This window comes from Mycetocola sp. Y444, from assembly GCF_059445295.1.
Genome location: NZ_JCAIUB010000002.1, coordinates 887,170 through 903,376, shown reverse-complemented (window position 1 = coordinate 903,376; position 16,207 = coordinate 887,170). Strand labels below are relative to the sequence as shown.

The window sequence follows — 16,207 nt, the reverse complement described above, 5'->3', positions numbered from 1 at the left end:
GTCCCTCTCCACCCGGCTGCGCTCTACGCAGACCGTTCGAACACAAGCAGAGACGACGTCGCCGTCGCGAGCACCCGGCCATCGGCATCCGTCAGCGCGGCAGACGCGAACGCTGCCCGCCGTCCGAACGAAATGAGGTTCGCCTCCGCGCGCACAACACCGGTGTCGACGCTCATCGGCCGGTGATACGAGGTCTTGAGTTCGAGCGTGGTGTACCCCTGCGTCGGCGACAGGCGGGTGTGCACAGCGGTGCCACAGGCGGAGTCAAGCAACGCTGCGGCGAATCCGCCGTGGACAGTGCCGATCGGATTGAGGACGTGCGCTCCAGGGGTGCCCTCGAAGACGGCGGAGCCACGACCGACCTCGACGAGATCGAAGCCGAGCGTCTCGCAAATGGACGGCCGCTGCCCCGCTGCCAGCATCGCCTGCAATTGCTCAAGGCCGTTGAGACCGTCTGATTCGGGCGCGTCGAGAATATTCATCCCCTCAGCTTAGGGAACAGGGCGGCGACGTCATCCAGCACGGATTCGCTTCCGGCATAGATCCCGTTCGCCCGCGGCCAGTGCGTCAGCACCTCGGAGAATCCCAGCTCGGCCGCTCGCCCGACGCTGTCCTCGAACCGGGCCGCACTGTCGAGCGCGTACGAGCCGCCTGAGTCGATCATGAGGTACTTCTCGACCGACAGCGGATCGGTGCCGACCGACAACGCGGCGTCCTCGAATCGCTTCCCGAGCGTTGCGACAGACGCCCACCACTCGTCGCCGACCTCGCCGTCGGGACCGGTCGTGACCCAGCCTGAACCGTACTCGGCAGCAACGCGCATCCCCTTGGGGCCGTTCGCCGCGACCACGAATGGCACCCGCGGGCTCTGCGCCGGCGCTCCCACCATCCGGGCGTTCACCGCCGTGTACCAGTCGCCCTCAAAGCTCACTCCCCCGCTCTCCGGAAGCTCGAACCGCAACAGAGCATCCAGGTCAGAAACGAACTCGGCGAATCGCTCGTGCCGCTCACGCGGGGTGAGCTCACGATCGCCGAGCACAAACGCGTCGAAGCCGGTTCCGCCCGCGCCAACACCGAGCACGAACCTCCCGCCCGAGATCTCATCGACGGTCGCAATGTCCTTCGCGAACGGAACAGGATGCCGATAGTTCGGTGACGCGACGATCGTCCCGAGACGGATGCGGCTGGTAACGACGGATGCCGCTGTGAGCGTGGGGATCGTGGCCTGCCACGGCTCATCGGCGAGACTCCGCCAGGAGAGGTGGTCATAGGTCCACGCCGAATCAAAGCCGAGTTCCTCAGCTCCCTGCCACTTGCGCTTCGCTTCGAGCCAGGGGTCCTGAGGGAGGATGATGATTCCACAACGCATCCCCGCAGTCTAGAAGACGCGTCGCGGCCAGGACCTCCCGAAGCCACGGTCCAACCGCTGTCGCACCCCGCCCTCAAGAAAACGCCACAGGGTAGTGTCCGGATGTCTGCGGCGAGTGCCACACTGTCGCCATGAGCACTCACATCGACTCCCCCCGCTGCTCCATCGTGCCGCCGTATCTCCTCAACCACCTCGCGCAGCTCGACGATCCACGGCTCGCCCGCGCGGCGAGCGCGGCACAGCGCGCACTGGCAGCCGCGTCACAGATCCGTGCGGTGCGGAGGGGCGAACCGGCTCCCCCGCGGCAGTCGATGCGGGGTAGCGACACCGACCGCCGGCAGGCATCAGCTCCCGGCCAGCCCGAGCGATACATCTCGGATGCCGGGGGCACAGAAGACCTGCCCGGTCGCCTCGTCCGCTCGGAGGGCGAGCCGCCAACACCCGACGACAGCGTCAACGAGGCTTACGACGGTCTCGGCCAGACATACGCTCTGTTCTGGGAGGCGTACTCCCGGAACTCCATCGACGGTGAGGGTATCCCCCTCGCCGCAACCGTGCACTTCGGAGACGCGTACGACAACGCGTTCTGGGACGGAACCCAGATGGTCTTCGGCGATGGCGACGGACAGGTGTTCATCGGGTTCACCAGATCGCTCAGCGTTATCGGGCACGAACTCACCCACGGCGTCACCCAGTACACAGCGAACCTCGTCTACTCGGGGCAATCGGGTGCCCTCAATGAGTCGGTGTCCGACGTCTTCGGTGCGCTCGTCGACCAGCGCTCCCGGGGCCAGAGCGCCGACGAGGCCAGCTGGCTCATCGGCGAGGGAATCTTCTCGGCTGAGGTCGAGGGCCAGGCACTTCGCTCCATGAAGGCGCCTGGCACCGCATACGACGACGACGTCCTCGGTAAGGATCCGCAACCGGCCGACATGAGCGGGTACATCGAAACCGAAGACGATTACGGCGGAGTCCACCTGAACTCCGGAATCCCCAACCGGGCGTTCTACCTCGCGGCGACCGCCATCGGCGGCAACGCGTGGGAGGCACCGGGTCAGATCTGGTACGACACCCTGACCACCGAGGTCAAGGCGAACGCCGATTTCCGGGAGTTCGCGGAGGCAACGGTTGTCGTCGCATCCCGCCTCTTCGGAGAGGACTCGCGCGAAACCTCCGCCGTTCGCACCGCCTGGCAGACGGTAGGTGTCACCGCATAACCGGAGTAGCATTCCCGGCATGAAGGTGACGGTTATCCGGAGCGGCGGCTTCGCCGGGCTGAGCACGCGCTGGGAAGTCCGCGTCGACGAGCAGCCGGACGCAGATTCGTGGCTCGTCCTGCTCCGAGACCTGCCCTGGGACAACCAGCGCCCCCAACCGCCGCAGCCCGACCGCTACATCTACCGGATCCGGCTGGAACCGGTGCCTGAGGCCCGCCCGGAACCCAGGGAGGCCGTCATCCCTGAGCAGTCCCTCACCGGTGGCTGGCGTGAACTCGTCGACCGGGTCCGCGCGTTCGACCCGACGCCGGAGCAGCCGAGGCACACCGATCGTACCGGCGGCACACCGAACCGCTTCTAGCTCACACCCGTTCGGCGACGGCCGGGACGAACTCCTCGAGCGCCTTGCCTCGCTTGTCTGCGAGGGCAAGCGCTGCGGCTGCCGCGATCAGGAAGAACGCGGCGAACACGCTGAACAGCAGGACGCTGCCGCCGACACCGGTGAGGATCGGGACAAGCAGCGGGGCAATGATCGACGCGATCCGGCCGACCCCGGCCGCCCAGCCCGACCCTGTTGCGCGCAGCTCGGTCGGGTACAGCTCAGGCGTCACGGCGTAGAGCGCACCCCACGCACCGAGGTTGAAGAACGACAGCAGCATGCCGGCGCCGATCACCTGCCACTCGAGTCCGGCCAGGCCGAAGAGCACGGCCGAGACCGCCGAACCGGTCAGGAAGACGGCGAGCGTCTTGCTCCTGCCCCACTTCTCGACGAGGTACGCGGCAACCAGATATCCCGGCAGCTGTGCGAGCGTGATGATGAGCGTGTACTCGAACGACTTGACGAGCGAGAACCCGGATGCCACGAGGATCGATGGCAACCAGACGAAGGCTCCGTAATAGGAGAAGTTCACGCAGAACCAGACGACCCACAGGGCGAGGGTCTGGACACGGTGCGGGAGCGCCCAGAGCGTCGCGACCTGGGCCCGCGCGGTGAGCCTCGGCTTCGTTCGTGCAGTTCCCGCGTCTTCAGCACCGGCTGCATCAGCGGGACGGGCAGTGCCAGCCCGCTGTGCAGCCGCCGCCTCGCGTTCCCCCGCCGCATCGCCAACGGCATCCGTCGCTCGTCCGGCCGAGATCTCGAACCGGCGCACCGTTGCCTCTGCCTCGGCCGTGCGACCGCGTGACTCGAGAAAGCGCACGGACTCCGGCATTGCAAACCGTACGATGACCGCGTAGATCGCCGGCACAGCTCCGATGGCGAGCGCCCAGCGCCAGCCATTGTCGCTCAGCGGCACGATGAAGTAGCCAATGAGTGCCGCAATCGTCCAGCCGATGGCCCAGAACGCTTCGAGCAGCACGATGACGCGTCCGCGAATCCGCGGCGGTGCGAACTCGGACATGTAGGTGGACGCCACAGGCAGCTCGGCGCCGAGACCGAGGCCGACGATGAACCGCAGGACGATGAGCACGCCGAGCGACCAGGACAGCGCCGCTGCCCCTGTGGCGATCCCGAAGACCAGCAGCGTGATCGCGAAGACCTGCCTGCGACCGAACCGGTCGGCGAGCAGGCCGCCGAGGCTCGCCCCGACGGCCATGCCGATGAACCCCGCCGAGGCGATCCAGCTGAGCTCTGCGCTTTCGAGCTGCCAGGTCACGGCGAGCTGGGCGAGAACGAAGGAGATCAATCCGACGTCCATTGCGTCAAGCGCCCAGCCGACCCCGGATCCAACCAGGAGCTTCCTGTGCTGTTTCGTAAACGGAAGTGCGTCAAGCCTCGCCAACCGCGAGCTCGGAGGTAACGTCATCTGCCTATTCTGGCGCGTCAGTGGCGCGACGCGCACCACCGTTTTGCGGTCAGTCTGCGAGCAGTTGTTGCGCGAGCAGCTCGAGCGTCTGAACCCGGCCCGGTGTCTCGGTCAGGCTCTCGGCGTCGTACGCCGAAGCTCCGGGAGACACCATCACCTCGTCGACGTCGAAGCGTTTCGCCAGCTCCCGCACGCGCTGTGCCGCCGCAACTGGTTCGTCGATGATCCAGGACCCGAGCGACGCGCTGATGAACTCGTCCTGTATCGGGCTCATCGTGGTGTTCGCGGCCTCCTCGACCGTCGCGAGCCTGCCGAGCGGTTCGTTGCTTCGGAGCCGTGCCATGTGCTGCAGGTTCGGCAGGGCAAGGGCATAGGCCTCGGATGCCGTCGGCGCGACAACGACGTTCGCCGTCACGAAGGTGCGCGGTGCGTCGAGAATCTCCGACGGCTGGAACTGGCCGCGGTAGATCTCGAGCGCTCGCTCGGCGCCGTGGCCCGCGAAGTGGTGGGCGAAGACGTATGGCAGGCCGAGCGACGCAGCGAGCGTCGCCGAGTAGTCACTGGAGCCGAGCAGCCACATGTCCGGGACACTCGTGGCGGCCGGCGTCGACTTGAGCTGGTACTCGGTGCCGCTGGTGAGCCGGACCGTTGCGCCGTCAGTGCCAAGCAGCGAGACGATGTCCGATACATAGTTCGGGAACTGGTTCACGTCGCTCGTTGCACCGGAACGGTTGAGAACGGCGGTGACGACCGGGTCACTTCCCGGTGCCCGCCCGAGCCCGAGGTCGATCCGGCCGGGAGCGCTTGCTTCGAGCAGCGCGAACTGTTCGGCGACAACCAGGGGCGCGTGGTTGGGCAGCATCACACCGCCCGAGCCGACCCGGATCCTGTCGGTGTGCGCGGCCAGAATCCCGATGATGACCGCCGGGTTCGTCGATGCGACCGACGGCATGTTGTGGTGTTCCGCCACCCAATAGCGGGTGTAACCGAGGGCATCCGCGGCTTTCGCCAGATCGATGGATGCGGCCAGGGCGTCAGACGACGACTGCCGCGAACGGACGGGGACAAGATCAAGAACAGAGAGTTTCACAAACACAACCTTTCGAGAAGTCCAAGCACAACGAACGCGCCGACATTCCCGATCAGGCGAGAAGCTGCTGCCAGCCGGTTCCCGCGGCGTGCTCGAAGACGAGGTTCGTCTCGGTGTGCGCGACGGCGGGGTGGCCGGTGAGGTACTGAACGACGAATTCCCTGAGATCGGCCGTGCTGCGCGCCGCGACGTGCATCAGGTAGTCGTCCCGTCCACCCATGTGGAACATCGAGAGCACCCCTGGCCAGGTCGGCGCCTCGCGCCGGAACTTTTGGATGTCGGCTCTGTTGTGCTGGGCAAGCTGAACGGCGATGAGCGCCTGGAGCGGCGCACCGAGCACAGCGAGGTCGATGTCGGCGTGGTACCCGACAATGTGACCGGACTGGTGCAGTCGCCGGAGGCGGAGCGACACCGTCGACTCGGCAAGACCGAGATCCGCGGCCAACTGTGAACCCGATGCACGGGCATTGCTCGACAGGGCGCGCAGAAGTGCGCGATCTGTACTGTCAAGCGGGGGTTTCTTCGATTCCATGGGGTGATCCCTCGTGGTACGTGCACCATCTGCGACGATTTGCCGGTTCTCTCATCTTAGATGGGCCGTCTCCGGGTGGACGATCGACGAAGGTGCCTTTGAGCCGCACCCTGGCGTGGCGCGCGCGGCTCACCCGCAGGCGATACTGGCTCAGGCGAAGCTGCCGCAATAGGCTCAGCCCATGGTCATCCTCATCACGATCGCCGCAACCCTCTCCGCCGCGGTCCACTTCCTCATCTTCTACTGGGAATCAGTCGCGTGGACGCGGCCCGCCGTCTGGAAGCGGTTCGGGCTCAGAAGCGCTGAAGACGCCGAGACCACCAGAGCGCTGGCGTACAACCAGGGCTTCTACAACCTCTTCCTCGGCATCGGTGCCCTCGTCGGCTCGATCATGTATGGCATTGGCCGGGCAGACGCCGGTTTTGCGCTGGGGATCTTCTGCGTCGCGAGCATGCTCGCCGCCGCCATTGTGCTCGTGACGAGCGGGAAGGGCCGACTGTCGGCCGCGGTCATTCAGGGGATCTTCCCGCTCATCACGGTTGTGCTCTACATCACCAGCTGGGTGACGGAGCACTGATCGGAAAACAGTGACTACGCCGGTTCGGCGACTATCGAGTACACGTCGTAGCCCGTGAGCCGGTCCCGGCCGCCGAGCCCATCGAGTTCGAGCACGAGTCCTACGCCGCCAACGACGTAGCCGGCCCGCTCGACCAGCCGCGCCGCAGCGACGGCACTTCCACCGGTGGCGAGGACGTCATCGACGATGAGCACCCTGCTCCCGCTGGCGATCTGTCCTGGCCGGATTTCGAACGTCGCCGTCCCGTACTCAAGGTCGTAGGTCTCCGACAGCACGTCGCCGGGAAGTTTGCCTTCCTTGCGGATCGCGACCAGGGGAACGTGCCCGGCGTACGCGAGCGCAGCGGCGAGCAGGAAACCCCTGGCCTCGAGGCCAGCGACCGCGTCGTACCCACCGGCGAATCGGGAGGCGAGGTCATCGATGATCGCGGTGAAGGCATCCGCGTCGGCGAAGACGGGCGTGAGGTCACGAAACACGATCCCCGGCTTCGGAAAGTCGGGGATCGTGTCGCTCAGCTCGAGAACGAGGTCTGAAACGCTCAAACTTTACTTCACGCCAAGCAGGTCGATGACGAAGACGAGGGTCTGGCCGGAAAGCGGGTGTCCGCTTCCTGCAGTGCCGTACGCCAGTGCGGGCGGAACCGTGAGCTTGCGGCGACCGCCTACCTTCATGCCGGGGATGCCTTCCTGCCAGCCACGGATGAGGTTGGACAGGGGGAAGTTGATGGGTTCGCCACGGCTCCAGGATGAGTCGAACTCTTCGCCGGTGTCATAGCTGACGCCGAGGTAGTGCACGTTGACTGTCGACGAGCTCTTGGCTTCGTCTCCTTCGCCGACGGTGATGTCGACGATCTCGAGTTCGGAGGGAGCCGGCCCCTCCGGTGCGTCGATTTCGGGCTTGGTGTTCTGCGATTCGGTCATAGAACAATACAACCGCGTCAGAGTGCGCGCGTCAAAAGCGGGTGGGGGGCATTGAAGCTCACGTCATCGAGCGCTAATGCGGAAATAGTGCTTGCAATACAGCCAGGTCGGGTGCATCCTGAACCTAAGAAAACTCATCGCCCCGTCGACTCGCCGGCAGTGCCGCAGCACGGGGCGATGGGTTTTTTCTGTGCCGGTCGTCGGGCGATTACGGCCCGAGCAACACCTGGCGGTCGCCGGCAACAGCGACGAGGAGTTCCTGCTCTGTCTTGCGGTTGACGAGGTCATTGCGCCCGGTGATGATCCGCTGCCTGGTGAATGCCAGCCGGGTGGCATCGTTGATGAACTGCTTCATGACGACGGCCTTGTTTCCCGGCAGCGTGCGAGCCCACGACATGGCCTGCCTGCGCCCTGTCGCTGACGCGAGCATCTGCACTTCCGCGGGCACGAACCACCCGGCGGCGGCGTACTCGCTGAGCCTCGCTGCGGTGAGACGGGCCTCGTGCCTGCGCATCAGGATGGTGATCACGATGAGAATCACGAAAATCGGCACCTGGATCAGCACGTAGTACATGGCATACGACTCGAGGGAACTGACAACGAAGAGGGAACCGTTCCACAGCGCGTGAAGTGCGATGGCACCCGCGAGGCCCAGAACGAACCAGCCGATCAGCATCCTGCCTCCACGCAGAGCCGCCATGCCTATCGCAAGTCCGGTAATGGCGGTGAAGGTCACGTGGGCGAACGGCGCGAGGATCGCCCGCATGAAGAACGTGGCGCCCAGCTCGCCGAGCCCACCCTCGACGAGCGCGACGGCGAAGTACTGGATGTTCTCGGTGAACGCGAATCCCGCGGCGATGATTGCCGCGTAGACGAGGCCGTCGACGGGGCCGGTGAAATGCTTGCGCGTCGCGAAAAACAGGATGAGGACGCCGATGCCCTTGGCTGTCTCTTCGACAACCGGTGCCTGCAGGGCAGCCTGAAGGAATGTCGGGGTGCCCTGCCCTGTCGTCGCCATCGCGGCGATCTCGATGGTGAGCCCGACGATGAGGGCGATCGCGACCGAGGCAGCTGCACCCCAGAGAAAACCGAACAACAGCGCGAGCCGGGGTTCCGGTTCCCACCTGTCGACCCAGCGGATCGCCCACAGCACGACGGCAAGCGGCACGAGGGCGATCAGGAAACCAACGAGGGTGGCTGCGGGCCCGAGGAAGATTACGAAGTAGCCGAGCACAGAGAAAAGCAGCAGGGTCAGGACGGCTACGGCGATGACGCCGACCACGGCAACCGCCGGCGTGCGCGACACCGGCTGTGTCCACACGGGCTGAACCCAGGACTCAGGGGCGACGGGTTGGGCGTAGGTCGGCTGGCCGAATCCGCCCGGCGTGGAGTACGCAGAGCCGGTATAGATCTGCAGCGGGCGATGGCCCTTTGCTTCGTGACCGCGCGCGCGATTGTCTGGAGTGTGCCGGTGTCCGCCAGGAAACTCGTTCGCCATTGGATCAGATTACTGGTTCCCGCGCTTACGAAATGAACCGCGGCGGGGTCCACTACCCTGAGAATGTGAGATTTGCACACCTGATCGATGACGCCCATCCCAGTGCCCCCGGCACGCCCGCTGCTCGACTGGCTGTGATCTCCGGGGACGGTGCGCTCTTCCTCGACGAGATCCTCGACGACGCTCCCGTCGATCTCCAGCATCTCCTCGAACGGGGCGATGCCGAGCTGGCGCGGGTGAAGTCTCACTCAGACGCCGCGCTCGCCCAGGGAGTAGGGCTCACACCGGTGTCTGAACTCACCCACGCGTCGGCCGTTCTGCGCCCGCCGCAGATCATCGCCATCGGTCTCAATTACTCGGCCCACTCCAGTGAACTCAACGTCAAGGCCGACGCCGCCCCGACCGTGTTCTCGCTCTGGCCCAACTCCCTCTCCGGACACGGAGCAACGACCAGCTGGCCGCGGGCACTGAGCGAGTCGATCGATTATGAGGCGGAGCTCGGCGTCATCATCGGCAGGCACGCCAAAGACGTTTCAGAGGCGGATGCCCTTGACTACGTTTTCGGTTACACGGTCGTCAACGACATCACAGCCCGCGACATCCAGTTCGCCGAGACCCAGTGGAGCCGCTGCAAGTCGTTCGACGGCTTCACGCCGACGGGACCCACCGTCGTTACCCGCGACGAGATCGCCGATCCGCAGGCCCTCCACGTCACGACGACGCTCGACGGGCACCTGATGCAGGATTCGACAACGGGCCTGATGGTGCGCAGTGTGGCCAAACTCATCGCCCACCTGTCGCGATCAGCGACCCTGTTGCCTGGCACTCTGATTTCAACGGGCAGCCCCGGCGGTGCCGGATACTCCCGGGAGCCGCAGGTCTTCCTTCGCGACTGGTCGACGGTCACCGTTGCCGTGGAGGGTGTCGGAGCCCTCACCACGCACTGCCGGATGACCTGATCGGCTGCTCCCGGCCTGACCGGCGACAGCGCTGACCGGCAACGGCACTCGCCGCCTACAGCGCTGGTCGGCAACGGCATTGACCGGCAATAGGCTCGACGGCATGAACATGCGCGAGCTCAGCCAGGACGACATCGACCTCATCGCCGAGGCGACGGCCGTCATCGACGCCAATGCGGATGCTGAGTCCGGGGTACACACGGTCGGGGCGGCTGTGAGAGACGTCACCGGCCGCGTGCACCGTGGCGTCAACCTGTACCACTTCACCGGCGGGCCCTGCGCTGAACTCGTTGCCCTCGGGGCAGCGCGCAGTGCGGGCGCCCGTGAGCTGGTGACCATCGTGGCGGTAGGCGACGCCGGGCGCGGAGTGAAGGCCCCCTGTGGGCGCGACCGGCAGGTGCTCGCGGACTATCACCCCGGCATCCGGGTTATCGTCCCGACGCCGGCGGGGGTTCGGAGCGTCGCCATCGCGGATCTCCTCCCCCTCGCCTTCGACTGGGTCGAAGAGCAGGCTGCGAGCCAGTGATGAGCGCAGCGAGCGGGTCAGGCAATCAGCGGCCCGGTCAATCAGGCGCGTAGGCGGGTCAGACCCGCTCGGTGCCCTCGACCGCCGTTGTGAGCTCTTCTCCGACCGGGTGCGGGTGAGTGGGCCCATCGATGATCGGAATCGCCATCGTGACCGCCTCGAGTCCGGAGAGTCTCGCCGGCGAGAGCTGCCTGGTCACCTCTTCGCGCGTCATCAACGCCGACTCGACCACGAGATCGGCGATGTTCCTCCTGGTCAGGAGCGCGGTCTTGGCGAGGGCAGCTGCCGCTGAGTACCCGATGTGCGGGGTGAGGGCAGTGATCACGCCGACCGACGAGCCGACCATCGTCTCCAGTCGCTCGAGGTTGGCCGTGATGCCATCGATGCAGTTGACCCGGAGCGTGTGGCACGCCTGGGTCATCCAGGTGATGCTCTGCAGCAATGAGTGCGCGATCACCGGTTCGAACGCGTTGAGCTGCAGCTGCCCGGCTTCGGCGGCCATGGTCACCGTCATGTCCGCGCCAACCACCGAGAACGCGACCTGGTTGACGACCTCGGGAATGACCGGGTTCACCTTGCCTGGCATGATGCTCGATCCGGCCTGGACCGGCGGCAGGTTGATCTCGCCGAACCCGGCCTGAGGGCCGCTGGAGAGAAGCCTGAGGTCATTGCAGATCTTCGACAGCTTGATCGCCGAACGCTTGAGGGTTCCGCTGAACGACATGAATCCCCCGGCGTCGCTCGTCGCCTCGATGAGGTCAGGCGCGGTCTCGAGGCTGAGTCCGGTGATCCGGTTCAGGTGCTTGACAGCAGCGGCCGCGTACCGGGGATCCGCTGTGATGCCCGTACCGATTGCTGTCGCCCCGAGGTTGATCTCGGCAAGCAGCCACCGAGTCTCGTTGAGCCGCGCGTGGTCTTCACCGAGCGTCGTCGCGAACCCGTGGAACTCCTGGCCGAGCGTCATCGGAACGGCGTCCTGCAGCTGCGTGCGTCCGACCTTGAGGACGTGGCGGAACTCCGCGGACTTCCGGGTGAACGACTCCTTAAGGTATTCGAGCTCGTCGAGCAGGGTCTGCAGCGAGAACGACAGGGCGATCTTGATCGCGGTCGGGTAGACGTCGTTTGTCGACTGACTGCGGTTCGTGTGATCGATCGGCGAGAGGTAGCCGTATTCGCCCTTGGGCTTTCCGGCGATCTCGAGGGCCACGTTGGTGATGACCTCGTTGGCATTCATGTTGGTCGACGTTCCTGCGCCACCCTGGATGACCCCAACCACAAACTGGTCGTGGAACTCGCCGTCGATGATGCGCTGGCACGCCCGGTCAATGAGGGCGCCCTTCTCGGCACTCAACGCACCAAGCTCGACATTCGTGCGGGCCGCTGCCTGTTTGACACTCGCGAGGGCCTCGACGAGATCGGGATAGACGGAGATCGGCCGCTTCGAGATCGGGAAGTTCTCCAGCGCTCGCGCGGTGTGGATGCCCCAGTATGCGTCGGCGGGAATCTCCAGTGATCCGAGTGAATCCGTCTCCGTCCGCGTCTGGCCTGGTGCATTCACCGTGAACCCCTTTCCGCTTTCGTCGTCGATCGTCATTCCGCGTGTGGCGGCGTTGCTGATTCTCACTGTGTGGCTCCATCGCCTGTGTCGTGTGCTTGTGGCCGGACAGTTTCGACTGTACCCGCTTCTGGCTGCCCGGAAGCTGGCCGAACTGGCATCCGAATGCCGCACGCGCGCCGGAATGGCACGGAGCACTCGCGGCGCCTGCGGGCCGGGTGGCTATCGCTTGCGTGAGAAGGCTTCGACGCGTTCCTCGGGCGAGAGCGCCTCCATCTCGGCAATGAACTCAGCGCTGAAGGTGTCTGCTGTCTCGAAGTCGCCGATCGGAACCACCGAGTGCGTGATTTGCTCGTCGTAGACGTGCACCAGGTTGAACGATTGTCCGCCGTTCATACCGTTGGCCTCGCGCGGCGGGCGGGAGAGGTTCATCGTGTAACACGTCGCAGCGGCAACTGACACCGGCACATCGGCGAATGTCGAGCTGAGTGAGTAGTGGAGGTGCCCGGCCAGGATGGCCCTGACGTCACGGCCGGCGAGCACCTCGGCGAACGGGCGCTGGTGCCTGAGCTCGAGCAGATCGAACAGGGGCTGCGGAGCGGGGACGGGCGGATGATGCATCCCGATCACCGTTCCGAGGCGCGCGGGAACGTCGAGCACGGCGTCGAGCCAGTCCAGCTGCGCGTCGGTCAGCTCGCCGTGGTGGAAGCCGGGAACACTCGAGTCAAGGCCGATGAACCGAAGTCCCCCCAGGTCCCAGACCCGGTCCACCGGGGCGTCGCTGGGCTCCTCGTCGAGAAGTGCTGAACGCATCGCACCACGTTCATCGTGATTGCCCATCAGCCAGATCACCTCGGCCCCGAGCCGCCGCGCGGCGGGCTCGACCCGCTCGCGGAGGCGAGCATAGGCATCCGTCTCACCCTCATCGGTGAGGTCTCCGGTGAACACAAGCGCCGATGGGCTGATGCCCATCGATTCGACCTGCTCCAGGGCCCGCTCGAGGTTGGACTCGGCCGGTAGATCTCCGTGGAGTGGTGCCCCGCCGCTCAGGAAGTGCGTGTCGCTGAGGTGAACGAGCACCTGCCGTGCCTTGGGGTACTGACCGAGCTGAACCATGGGCCCAGCCTAGTTCGGGCCGCGGACACAGCTCTGAAGATGTCACCCGGATGAAACACGAGAGCGGGCCGACCGTTCGGTCGGCCCGCTCTCGCAGACGTCGGGCCCTCCGGCCCGTCAGGTCGTTATCAGGCGAACAGCATCTCGATCGGTCCGCGCGCGAAGTAGACCACGAAGCCCAGCGCAACGATCCAGAGCAGCGGGCTGATCTCGCGTGCCTTGCCGCTGAGAGCACGGAGCACGACCCAGGAGATGAACCCGGCACCGATTCCATTGGCGATCGAGAACGTGAACGGCATGACCGCCACGGTGAGGAAAACCGGGAACGTGACGGAGAATTCCGTCCAGGCGATGTCCTTGATCTGGGCCATCATCATGGCGCCGACGAGCACGAGAGCCGCGGATGCAACCTCGCTCGGGACGATGCCGGTGAGCGGCGTCAGGAACATGGCCAGGATGAACAGCACACCGGTGATGATGTTGGCGAGCCCGGTGCGGGCACCCTCGCCGATGCCTGCGCCGGACTCGACGAAGACCGTGGCCGATGACGACGACGTTGCTCCACCGGCGACAGCACCGACACCCTCAACGATGAGCGCGGACTTGATGCGCGGGAAGTTGCCGTTTTTGTCGGCGACCCCGGCTTCCTTGCTCAGCCCGGTCATTGTCCCCATGGCGTCGAAGAAGTTCGTGAACACGAGGGTGAAGACGAGCATGAGTGCCGCGAGGACGCCGATCCGCTCAAAGGCACCGAAGTTGAACGCACCGATGAGGCCGAGGTCGGGAGCGCTGAAGATCTGGGTGGGAAGCGCGGGAACGGTGAGGCTCCAGCCGCCAGGGTTCTCTCCGCCGTTGGACGCGCCGACCGGCCAGATGAGTTCGGTGATTACCGCGAGAACCGTGCCGACGAGGATAGCGATCAGGAGCGCGCCCTTCACCTTGCGGGCGACGAGCACACCGCCGAGGAGGAGCGTGATCACGAAGATGAGGGTGGGGATCGTCGCGACCGAGCCGTCGACTCCGAGCCCGACCGGGGGCGAGGCCTGGCCGGTTGACGTGACGAAGCCCGCGTTGACGAGCCCGATGAACGCGATGAAGAGACCGATACCGACGGTGATGCCGATCTTCAGCTGGATGGGCACCGCCTCAAAGATCAGCCGTCGAAGTCCGGTTGCGGCGAGGAGCACGATGAACACGCCGTTGATGACAACGAGTCCCATCGCTTCGGCCCAGGTGACCTGACCGACGACACTGAACGCGAGGAACGAGTTGATGCCGAGCCCGGCAGCGAACGCGAACGGCAGTCGGGCCACGAGGCCGAACAGGATGGTCATCACGCCGGCGGTAAGTGCCGTGACCGCGGAGAGCTGGGCGAAGTCGAGGGAGTTGCCGTCGACGTCCACTCCCCCGCTCAGGATGATGGGGTTGAGGATGACGATGTAGGCCATCGCCACAAAGGTGACGAGGCCGCCGCGGATCTCACCGCCGAAGGTGGAGCCTCGCTTCGTAATCTCGAAGAATCTGTCGACGCGGTCTTTGACGCTTGGCGCAGTTGAGGATGCCACTCAGGGGCCTTTCCGAACAGGAGAATGGGATGAAACCGGCTGGCGCCAGACACACGAGCCAGGAACGGGTGACCCGTGCACGCGTAACGCGCAGACTGCCAGTTTATTGCCAGCCTTGTGCTCGTCCGCGCACCCCGGTTATTTGCGAGTACGGTATCGCAAGGACCACGCCCGAAAATGAGACGAGATCGAATGAATTTACCCTGGACGCTGCACGGTGACGGTAAGGATGTCGGCGCGCGCGAAGTCGTCGCGCCACAGGAGCGACTGACCTGGCCACGCACGATAGGCCTCGGCGCCCAGCATGTCGTGGCCATGTTTGGCGCCACGTTCCTGGTCCCGATCCTCACCGATTTCCCGCCGTCGACCACACTGCTGTTTTCGGGAATCGGCACACTGCTGTTCCTCATCATCACCAAAAACCGCCTGCCAAGTTACCTCGGCTCGTCGTTTGCCTTCATCGCTCCGATCACCGTTGCGACAACAGCGCAGGGCATGGGAAGCGCGCTTTTCGGCATCGTCATCGTCGGCCTTCTGCTCGCACTCGTCGGACTTCTCGTGCAGTTCACCGGCATCGGCTGGATCAACGCGCTCATGCCGCCTGTCGTCGCCGGCGCCATTGTTGCCCTGATCGGGTTCAACCTCGGCCCTGCCGCCTGGAACAACTTCCAGCAAGCCCCGCTCACCGCGACGATCACGCTTTCAGCGGTGATTCTGTCATCCGTCCTTTTCCGTGGCATCCTCGGCCGGATGTCCATTCTCATCGGCGTGATCGTCGGGTACATCGCCGCAGTGGTTGCCGGTGAGATCGACTTCTCCAGTGTTGGCGATGCGGCCTGGGTGGGTCTCCCGCAATTCAGTAGCCCAGGCAACCCGTTCACCGACTCAGCACTCTGGGCGGTGCTCCCCGCGTTCCTGCCGGTCGTGCTCGTCCTTGTCGCCGAGAACGTCGGACACATTCGGGGTGTCGCACAAATGACCGACGACCCCACGATCAATAAACTCACCGGGCGGGGCCTCTTCGCCGATGGTCTCGCAACGGTCGTTGCGGGAATGGGCGGCGGTTCGGCAACCACAACATACGGCGAGAACATCGGTGTCATGGCCGCAACGCGCGTCTATTCAACCGCCGCGTACTGGGTCGCTGGCATTTTTGCCATCCTCCTCGGGCTCTCCCCGAAGGTCGGAGCGGTGATCAACACGATTCCTGCCGGGGTCCTCGGCGGGGTGACGACGGCGCTCTACGGCCTGATCGGAATCATCGGCGTGAAGATCTGGATCGACAACCGGGTCGACTTCTCACTGCCGAAGAACCAGTTCACCGCGGCGATCGCCCTCATCCTCGGCATCGCCAACTACACCCTGCAGTTCGGGGATGTGATCTTCAACGGGATTGCGCTCGGAACCCTCGCGGCGATCATCGTTTATCACGTGATGAACTCCCTCGGTCGGCTCCGCGGGACCGGCTAAGGCGCGAC

The 16,207-nt window shown here is 65.2% G+C and carries 17 protein-coding genes; 6 read left to right on the top strand and 11 right to left on the bottom strand.

What is annotated here, in order from left to right; all coding sequences use genetic code 11:
* Positions 1-23: 23 nt before the first annotated feature.
* Together AC1C2M_RS10895 and AC1C2M_RS10890 are read right to left on the bottom strand one after the other, a co-directional pair.
* Positions 24-482, bottom strand: a complete 459-nt coding sequence (locus AC1C2M_RS10895; protein WP_495432995.1) for a PaaI family thioesterase — start codon at positions 480-482, stop codon at positions 24-26.
* On the bottom strand, positions 479-1,369 hold the full coding sequence (locus AC1C2M_RS10890) for an LLM class flavin-dependent oxidoreductase (RefSeq protein WP_495432994.1): 891 nt from the start codon (positions 1,367-1,369) through the stop codon (positions 479-481). Before AC1C2M_RS10890 ends, AC1C2M_RS10895 begins: the two co-directional genes overlap by 4 nt.
* Positions 1,370-1,500: 131 nt before the next feature.
* Between AC1C2M_RS10890 and AC1C2M_RS10885 the strand changes: the two genes are divergently transcribed.
* On the top strand, positions 1,501-2,586 hold the full coding sequence (locus tag AC1C2M_RS10885) for a M4 family metallopeptidase (RefSeq protein WP_495436392.1): 1,086 nt from the start codon (positions 1,501-1,503) through the stop codon (positions 2,584-2,586).
* 19 nt (positions 2,587-2,605) lie between these two features.
* Complete coding sequence (locus AC1C2M_RS10880) at positions 2,606-2,947, top strand: protealysin inhibitor emfourin (protein ID WP_483405764.1); 342 nt, start codon at positions 2,606-2,608, stop codon at positions 2,945-2,947.
* A 1-nt stretch (position 2,948) separates the two neighbouring features.
* Here the strand turns inward: AC1C2M_RS10880 and AC1C2M_RS10875 are convergent, their stop codons facing one another.
* From AC1C2M_RS10875 to AC1C2M_RS10865, 3 genes are read right to left on the bottom strand one after another with little or no spacing between them, the layout of a single operon-like run.
* A complete protein-coding gene (locus tag AC1C2M_RS10875) occupies positions 2,949-4,391 on the bottom strand; it encodes an MFS transporter (RefSeq protein ID WP_495436391.1) in 1,443 nt (480 codons plus the stop codon).
* 49 nt (positions 4,392-4,440) lie between these two features.
* Entirely contained in the window at positions 4,441-5,481 is a 1,041-nt protein-coding gene (locus AC1C2M_RS10870; RefSeq protein WP_495436389.1) for an LLM class flavin-dependent oxidoreductase, read from the bottom strand.
* 52 nt (positions 5,482-5,533) lie between these two features.
* Positions 5,534-6,013 carry an Lrp/AsnC family transcriptional regulator gene (locus tag AC1C2M_RS10865; protein WP_108390564.1) on the bottom strand — a complete coding sequence of 160 codons (480 nt, stop codon included), beginning with the start codon at positions 6,011-6,013 and terminating at the stop codon, positions 5,534-5,536.
* A gap of 181 nt (positions 6,014-6,194) precedes the next feature.
* On the opposite strand from AC1C2M_RS10865, the gene AC1C2M_RS10860 reads away from it, so the two are divergent.
* On the top strand, positions 6,195-6,590 hold the full coding sequence (locus tag AC1C2M_RS10860; RefSeq protein ID WP_495436387.1) for a DUF1304 domain-containing protein: 396 nt from the start codon (positions 6,195-6,197) through the stop codon (positions 6,588-6,590).
* 14 nt (positions 6,591-6,604) lie between these two features.
* On the opposite strand, the gene AC1C2M_RS10855 is transcribed toward AC1C2M_RS10860, so the two are convergent.
* The 3 genes from AC1C2M_RS10855 to AC1C2M_RS10845 form a co-directional block, all read right to left on the bottom strand.
* Positions 6,605-7,132, bottom strand: a complete 528-nt coding sequence (locus AC1C2M_RS10855) for an adenine phosphoribosyltransferase (RefSeq protein ID WP_483405760.1) — start codon at positions 7,130-7,132, stop codon at positions 6,605-6,607.
* A gap of 3 nt (positions 7,133-7,135) precedes the next feature.
* Positions 7,136-7,510: an FKBP-type peptidyl-prolyl cis-trans isomerase gene (locus tag AC1C2M_RS10850; RefSeq protein WP_495436386.1), complete on the bottom strand. Its 375-nt coding sequence runs from the start codon at positions 7,508-7,510 to the stop codon at positions 7,136-7,138.
* A 208-nt stretch (positions 7,511-7,718) separates the two neighbouring features.
* Entirely contained in the window at positions 7,719-9,008 is a 1,290-nt protein-coding gene (locus AC1C2M_RS10845) for a PrsW family intramembrane metalloprotease (RefSeq protein ID WP_495432990.1), read from the bottom strand.
* A 65-nt stretch (positions 9,009-9,073) separates the two neighbouring features.
* Between AC1C2M_RS10845 and AC1C2M_RS10840 the strand changes: the two genes are divergently transcribed.
* Together AC1C2M_RS10840 and AC1C2M_RS10835 are read left to right on the top strand one after the other, a co-directional pair.
* A complete protein-coding gene (locus tag AC1C2M_RS10840) occupies positions 9,074-9,967 on the top strand; it encodes a fumarylacetoacetate hydrolase family protein (protein WP_495432989.1) in 894 nt (297 codons plus the stop codon).
* A 103-nt stretch (positions 9,968-10,070) separates the two neighbouring features.
* Positions 10,071-10,493 carry a cytidine deaminase family protein gene (locus AC1C2M_RS10835; RefSeq protein ID WP_495436384.1) on the top strand — a complete coding sequence of 141 codons (423 nt, stop codon included), beginning with the start codon at positions 10,071-10,073 and terminating at the stop codon, positions 10,491-10,493.
* A 58-nt stretch (positions 10,494-10,551) separates the two neighbouring features.
* Here AC1C2M_RS10835 and AC1C2M_RS10830 read toward each other — a convergent pair whose 3' ends face one another.
* The 3 genes from AC1C2M_RS10830 to AC1C2M_RS10820 all read right to left on the bottom strand — a co-directional run bounded on the left by AC1C2M_RS10830 (position 10,552) and on the right by AC1C2M_RS10820 (position 14,729).
* Entirely contained in the window at positions 10,552-12,087 is a 1,536-nt protein-coding gene (locus AC1C2M_RS10830) for an aspartate ammonia-lyase (RefSeq protein WP_495436507.1), read from the bottom strand.
* A gap of 183 nt (positions 12,088-12,270) precedes the next feature.
* Complete coding sequence (locus AC1C2M_RS10825) at positions 12,271-13,164, bottom strand: phosphodiesterase (protein ID WP_495436383.1); 894 nt, start codon at positions 13,162-13,164, stop codon at positions 12,271-12,273.
* 128 nt (positions 13,165-13,292) lie between these two features.
* The gene (locus AC1C2M_RS10820; RefSeq protein WP_483405755.1) at positions 13,293-14,729 is read right to left on the bottom strand and encodes an NCS2 family permease; all 1,437 of its coding nucleotides are present in this window, start codon (positions 14,727-14,729) and stop codon (positions 13,293-13,295) included.
* A gap of 192 nt (positions 14,730-14,921) precedes the next feature.
* Here AC1C2M_RS10820 and AC1C2M_RS10815 point away from each other — a divergent pair, with 192 nt between their 5' ends.
* A complete protein-coding gene (locus tag AC1C2M_RS10815; protein WP_495436381.1) occupies positions 14,922-16,199 on the top strand; it encodes a uracil-xanthine permease family protein in 1,278 nt (425 codons plus the stop codon).
* Positions 16,200-16,207 lie beyond the last annotated feature (8 nt).

What these genes read in the sequence shown, in the direction of transcription:
- AC1C2M_RS10895 (WP_495432995.1), bottom strand. Translation starts at nt 482, where the DNA reads ATGAATATTCTCGACGCGCCCGAATCAGACGGTCTCAACGGCCTTGAG.
- AC1C2M_RS10890 (WP_495432994.1), bottom strand. Translation starts at nt 1,369, where the DNA reads ATGCGTTGTGGAATCATCATCCTCCCTCAGGACCCCTGGCTCGAAGCG.
- AC1C2M_RS10885 (WP_495436392.1), top strand. Translation starts at nt 1,501, where the DNA reads ATGAGCACTCACATCGACTCCCCCCGCTGCTCCATCGTGCCGCCGTAT.
- AC1C2M_RS10880 (WP_483405764.1), top strand. Translation starts at nt 2,606, where the DNA reads ATGAAGGTGACGGTTATCCGGAGCGGCGGCTTCGCCGGGCTGAGCACG.
- AC1C2M_RS10875 (WP_495436391.1), bottom strand. Translation starts at nt 4,391, where the DNA reads ATGACGTTACCTCCGAGCTCGCGGTTGGCGAGGCTTGACGCACTTCCG.
- AC1C2M_RS10865 (WP_108390564.1), bottom strand. Translation starts at nt 6,013, where the DNA reads ATGGAATCGAAGAAACCCCCGCTTGACAGTACAGATCGCGCACTTCTG.
- AC1C2M_RS10860 (WP_495436387.1), top strand. Translation starts at nt 6,195, where the DNA reads ATGGTCATCCTCATCACGATCGCCGCAACCCTCTCCGCCGCGGTCCAC.
- AC1C2M_RS10850 (WP_495436386.1), bottom strand. Translation starts at nt 7,510, where the DNA reads ATGACCGAATCGCAGAACACCAAGCCCGAAATCGACGCACCGGAGGGG.
- AC1C2M_RS10845 (WP_495432990.1), bottom strand. Translation starts at nt 9,008, where the DNA reads ATGGCGAACGAGTTTCCTGGCGGACACCGGCACACTCCAGACAATCGC.
- AC1C2M_RS10835 (WP_495436384.1), top strand. Translation starts at nt 10,071, where the DNA reads ATGAACATGCGCGAGCTCAGCCAGGACGACATCGACCTCATCGCCGAG.
- AC1C2M_RS10830 (WP_495436507.1), bottom strand. Translation starts at nt 12,087, where the DNA reads ATGACGATCGACGACGAAAGCGGAAAGGGGTTCACGGTGAATGCACCA.
- AC1C2M_RS10825 (WP_495436383.1), bottom strand. Translation starts at nt 13,164, where the DNA reads ATGGTTCAGCTCGGTCAGTACCCCAAGGCACGGCAGGTGCTCGTTCAC.
- AC1C2M_RS10815 (WP_495436381.1), top strand. Translation starts at nt 14,922, where the DNA reads ATGAATTTACCCTGGACGCTGCACGGTGACGGTAAGGATGTCGGCGCG.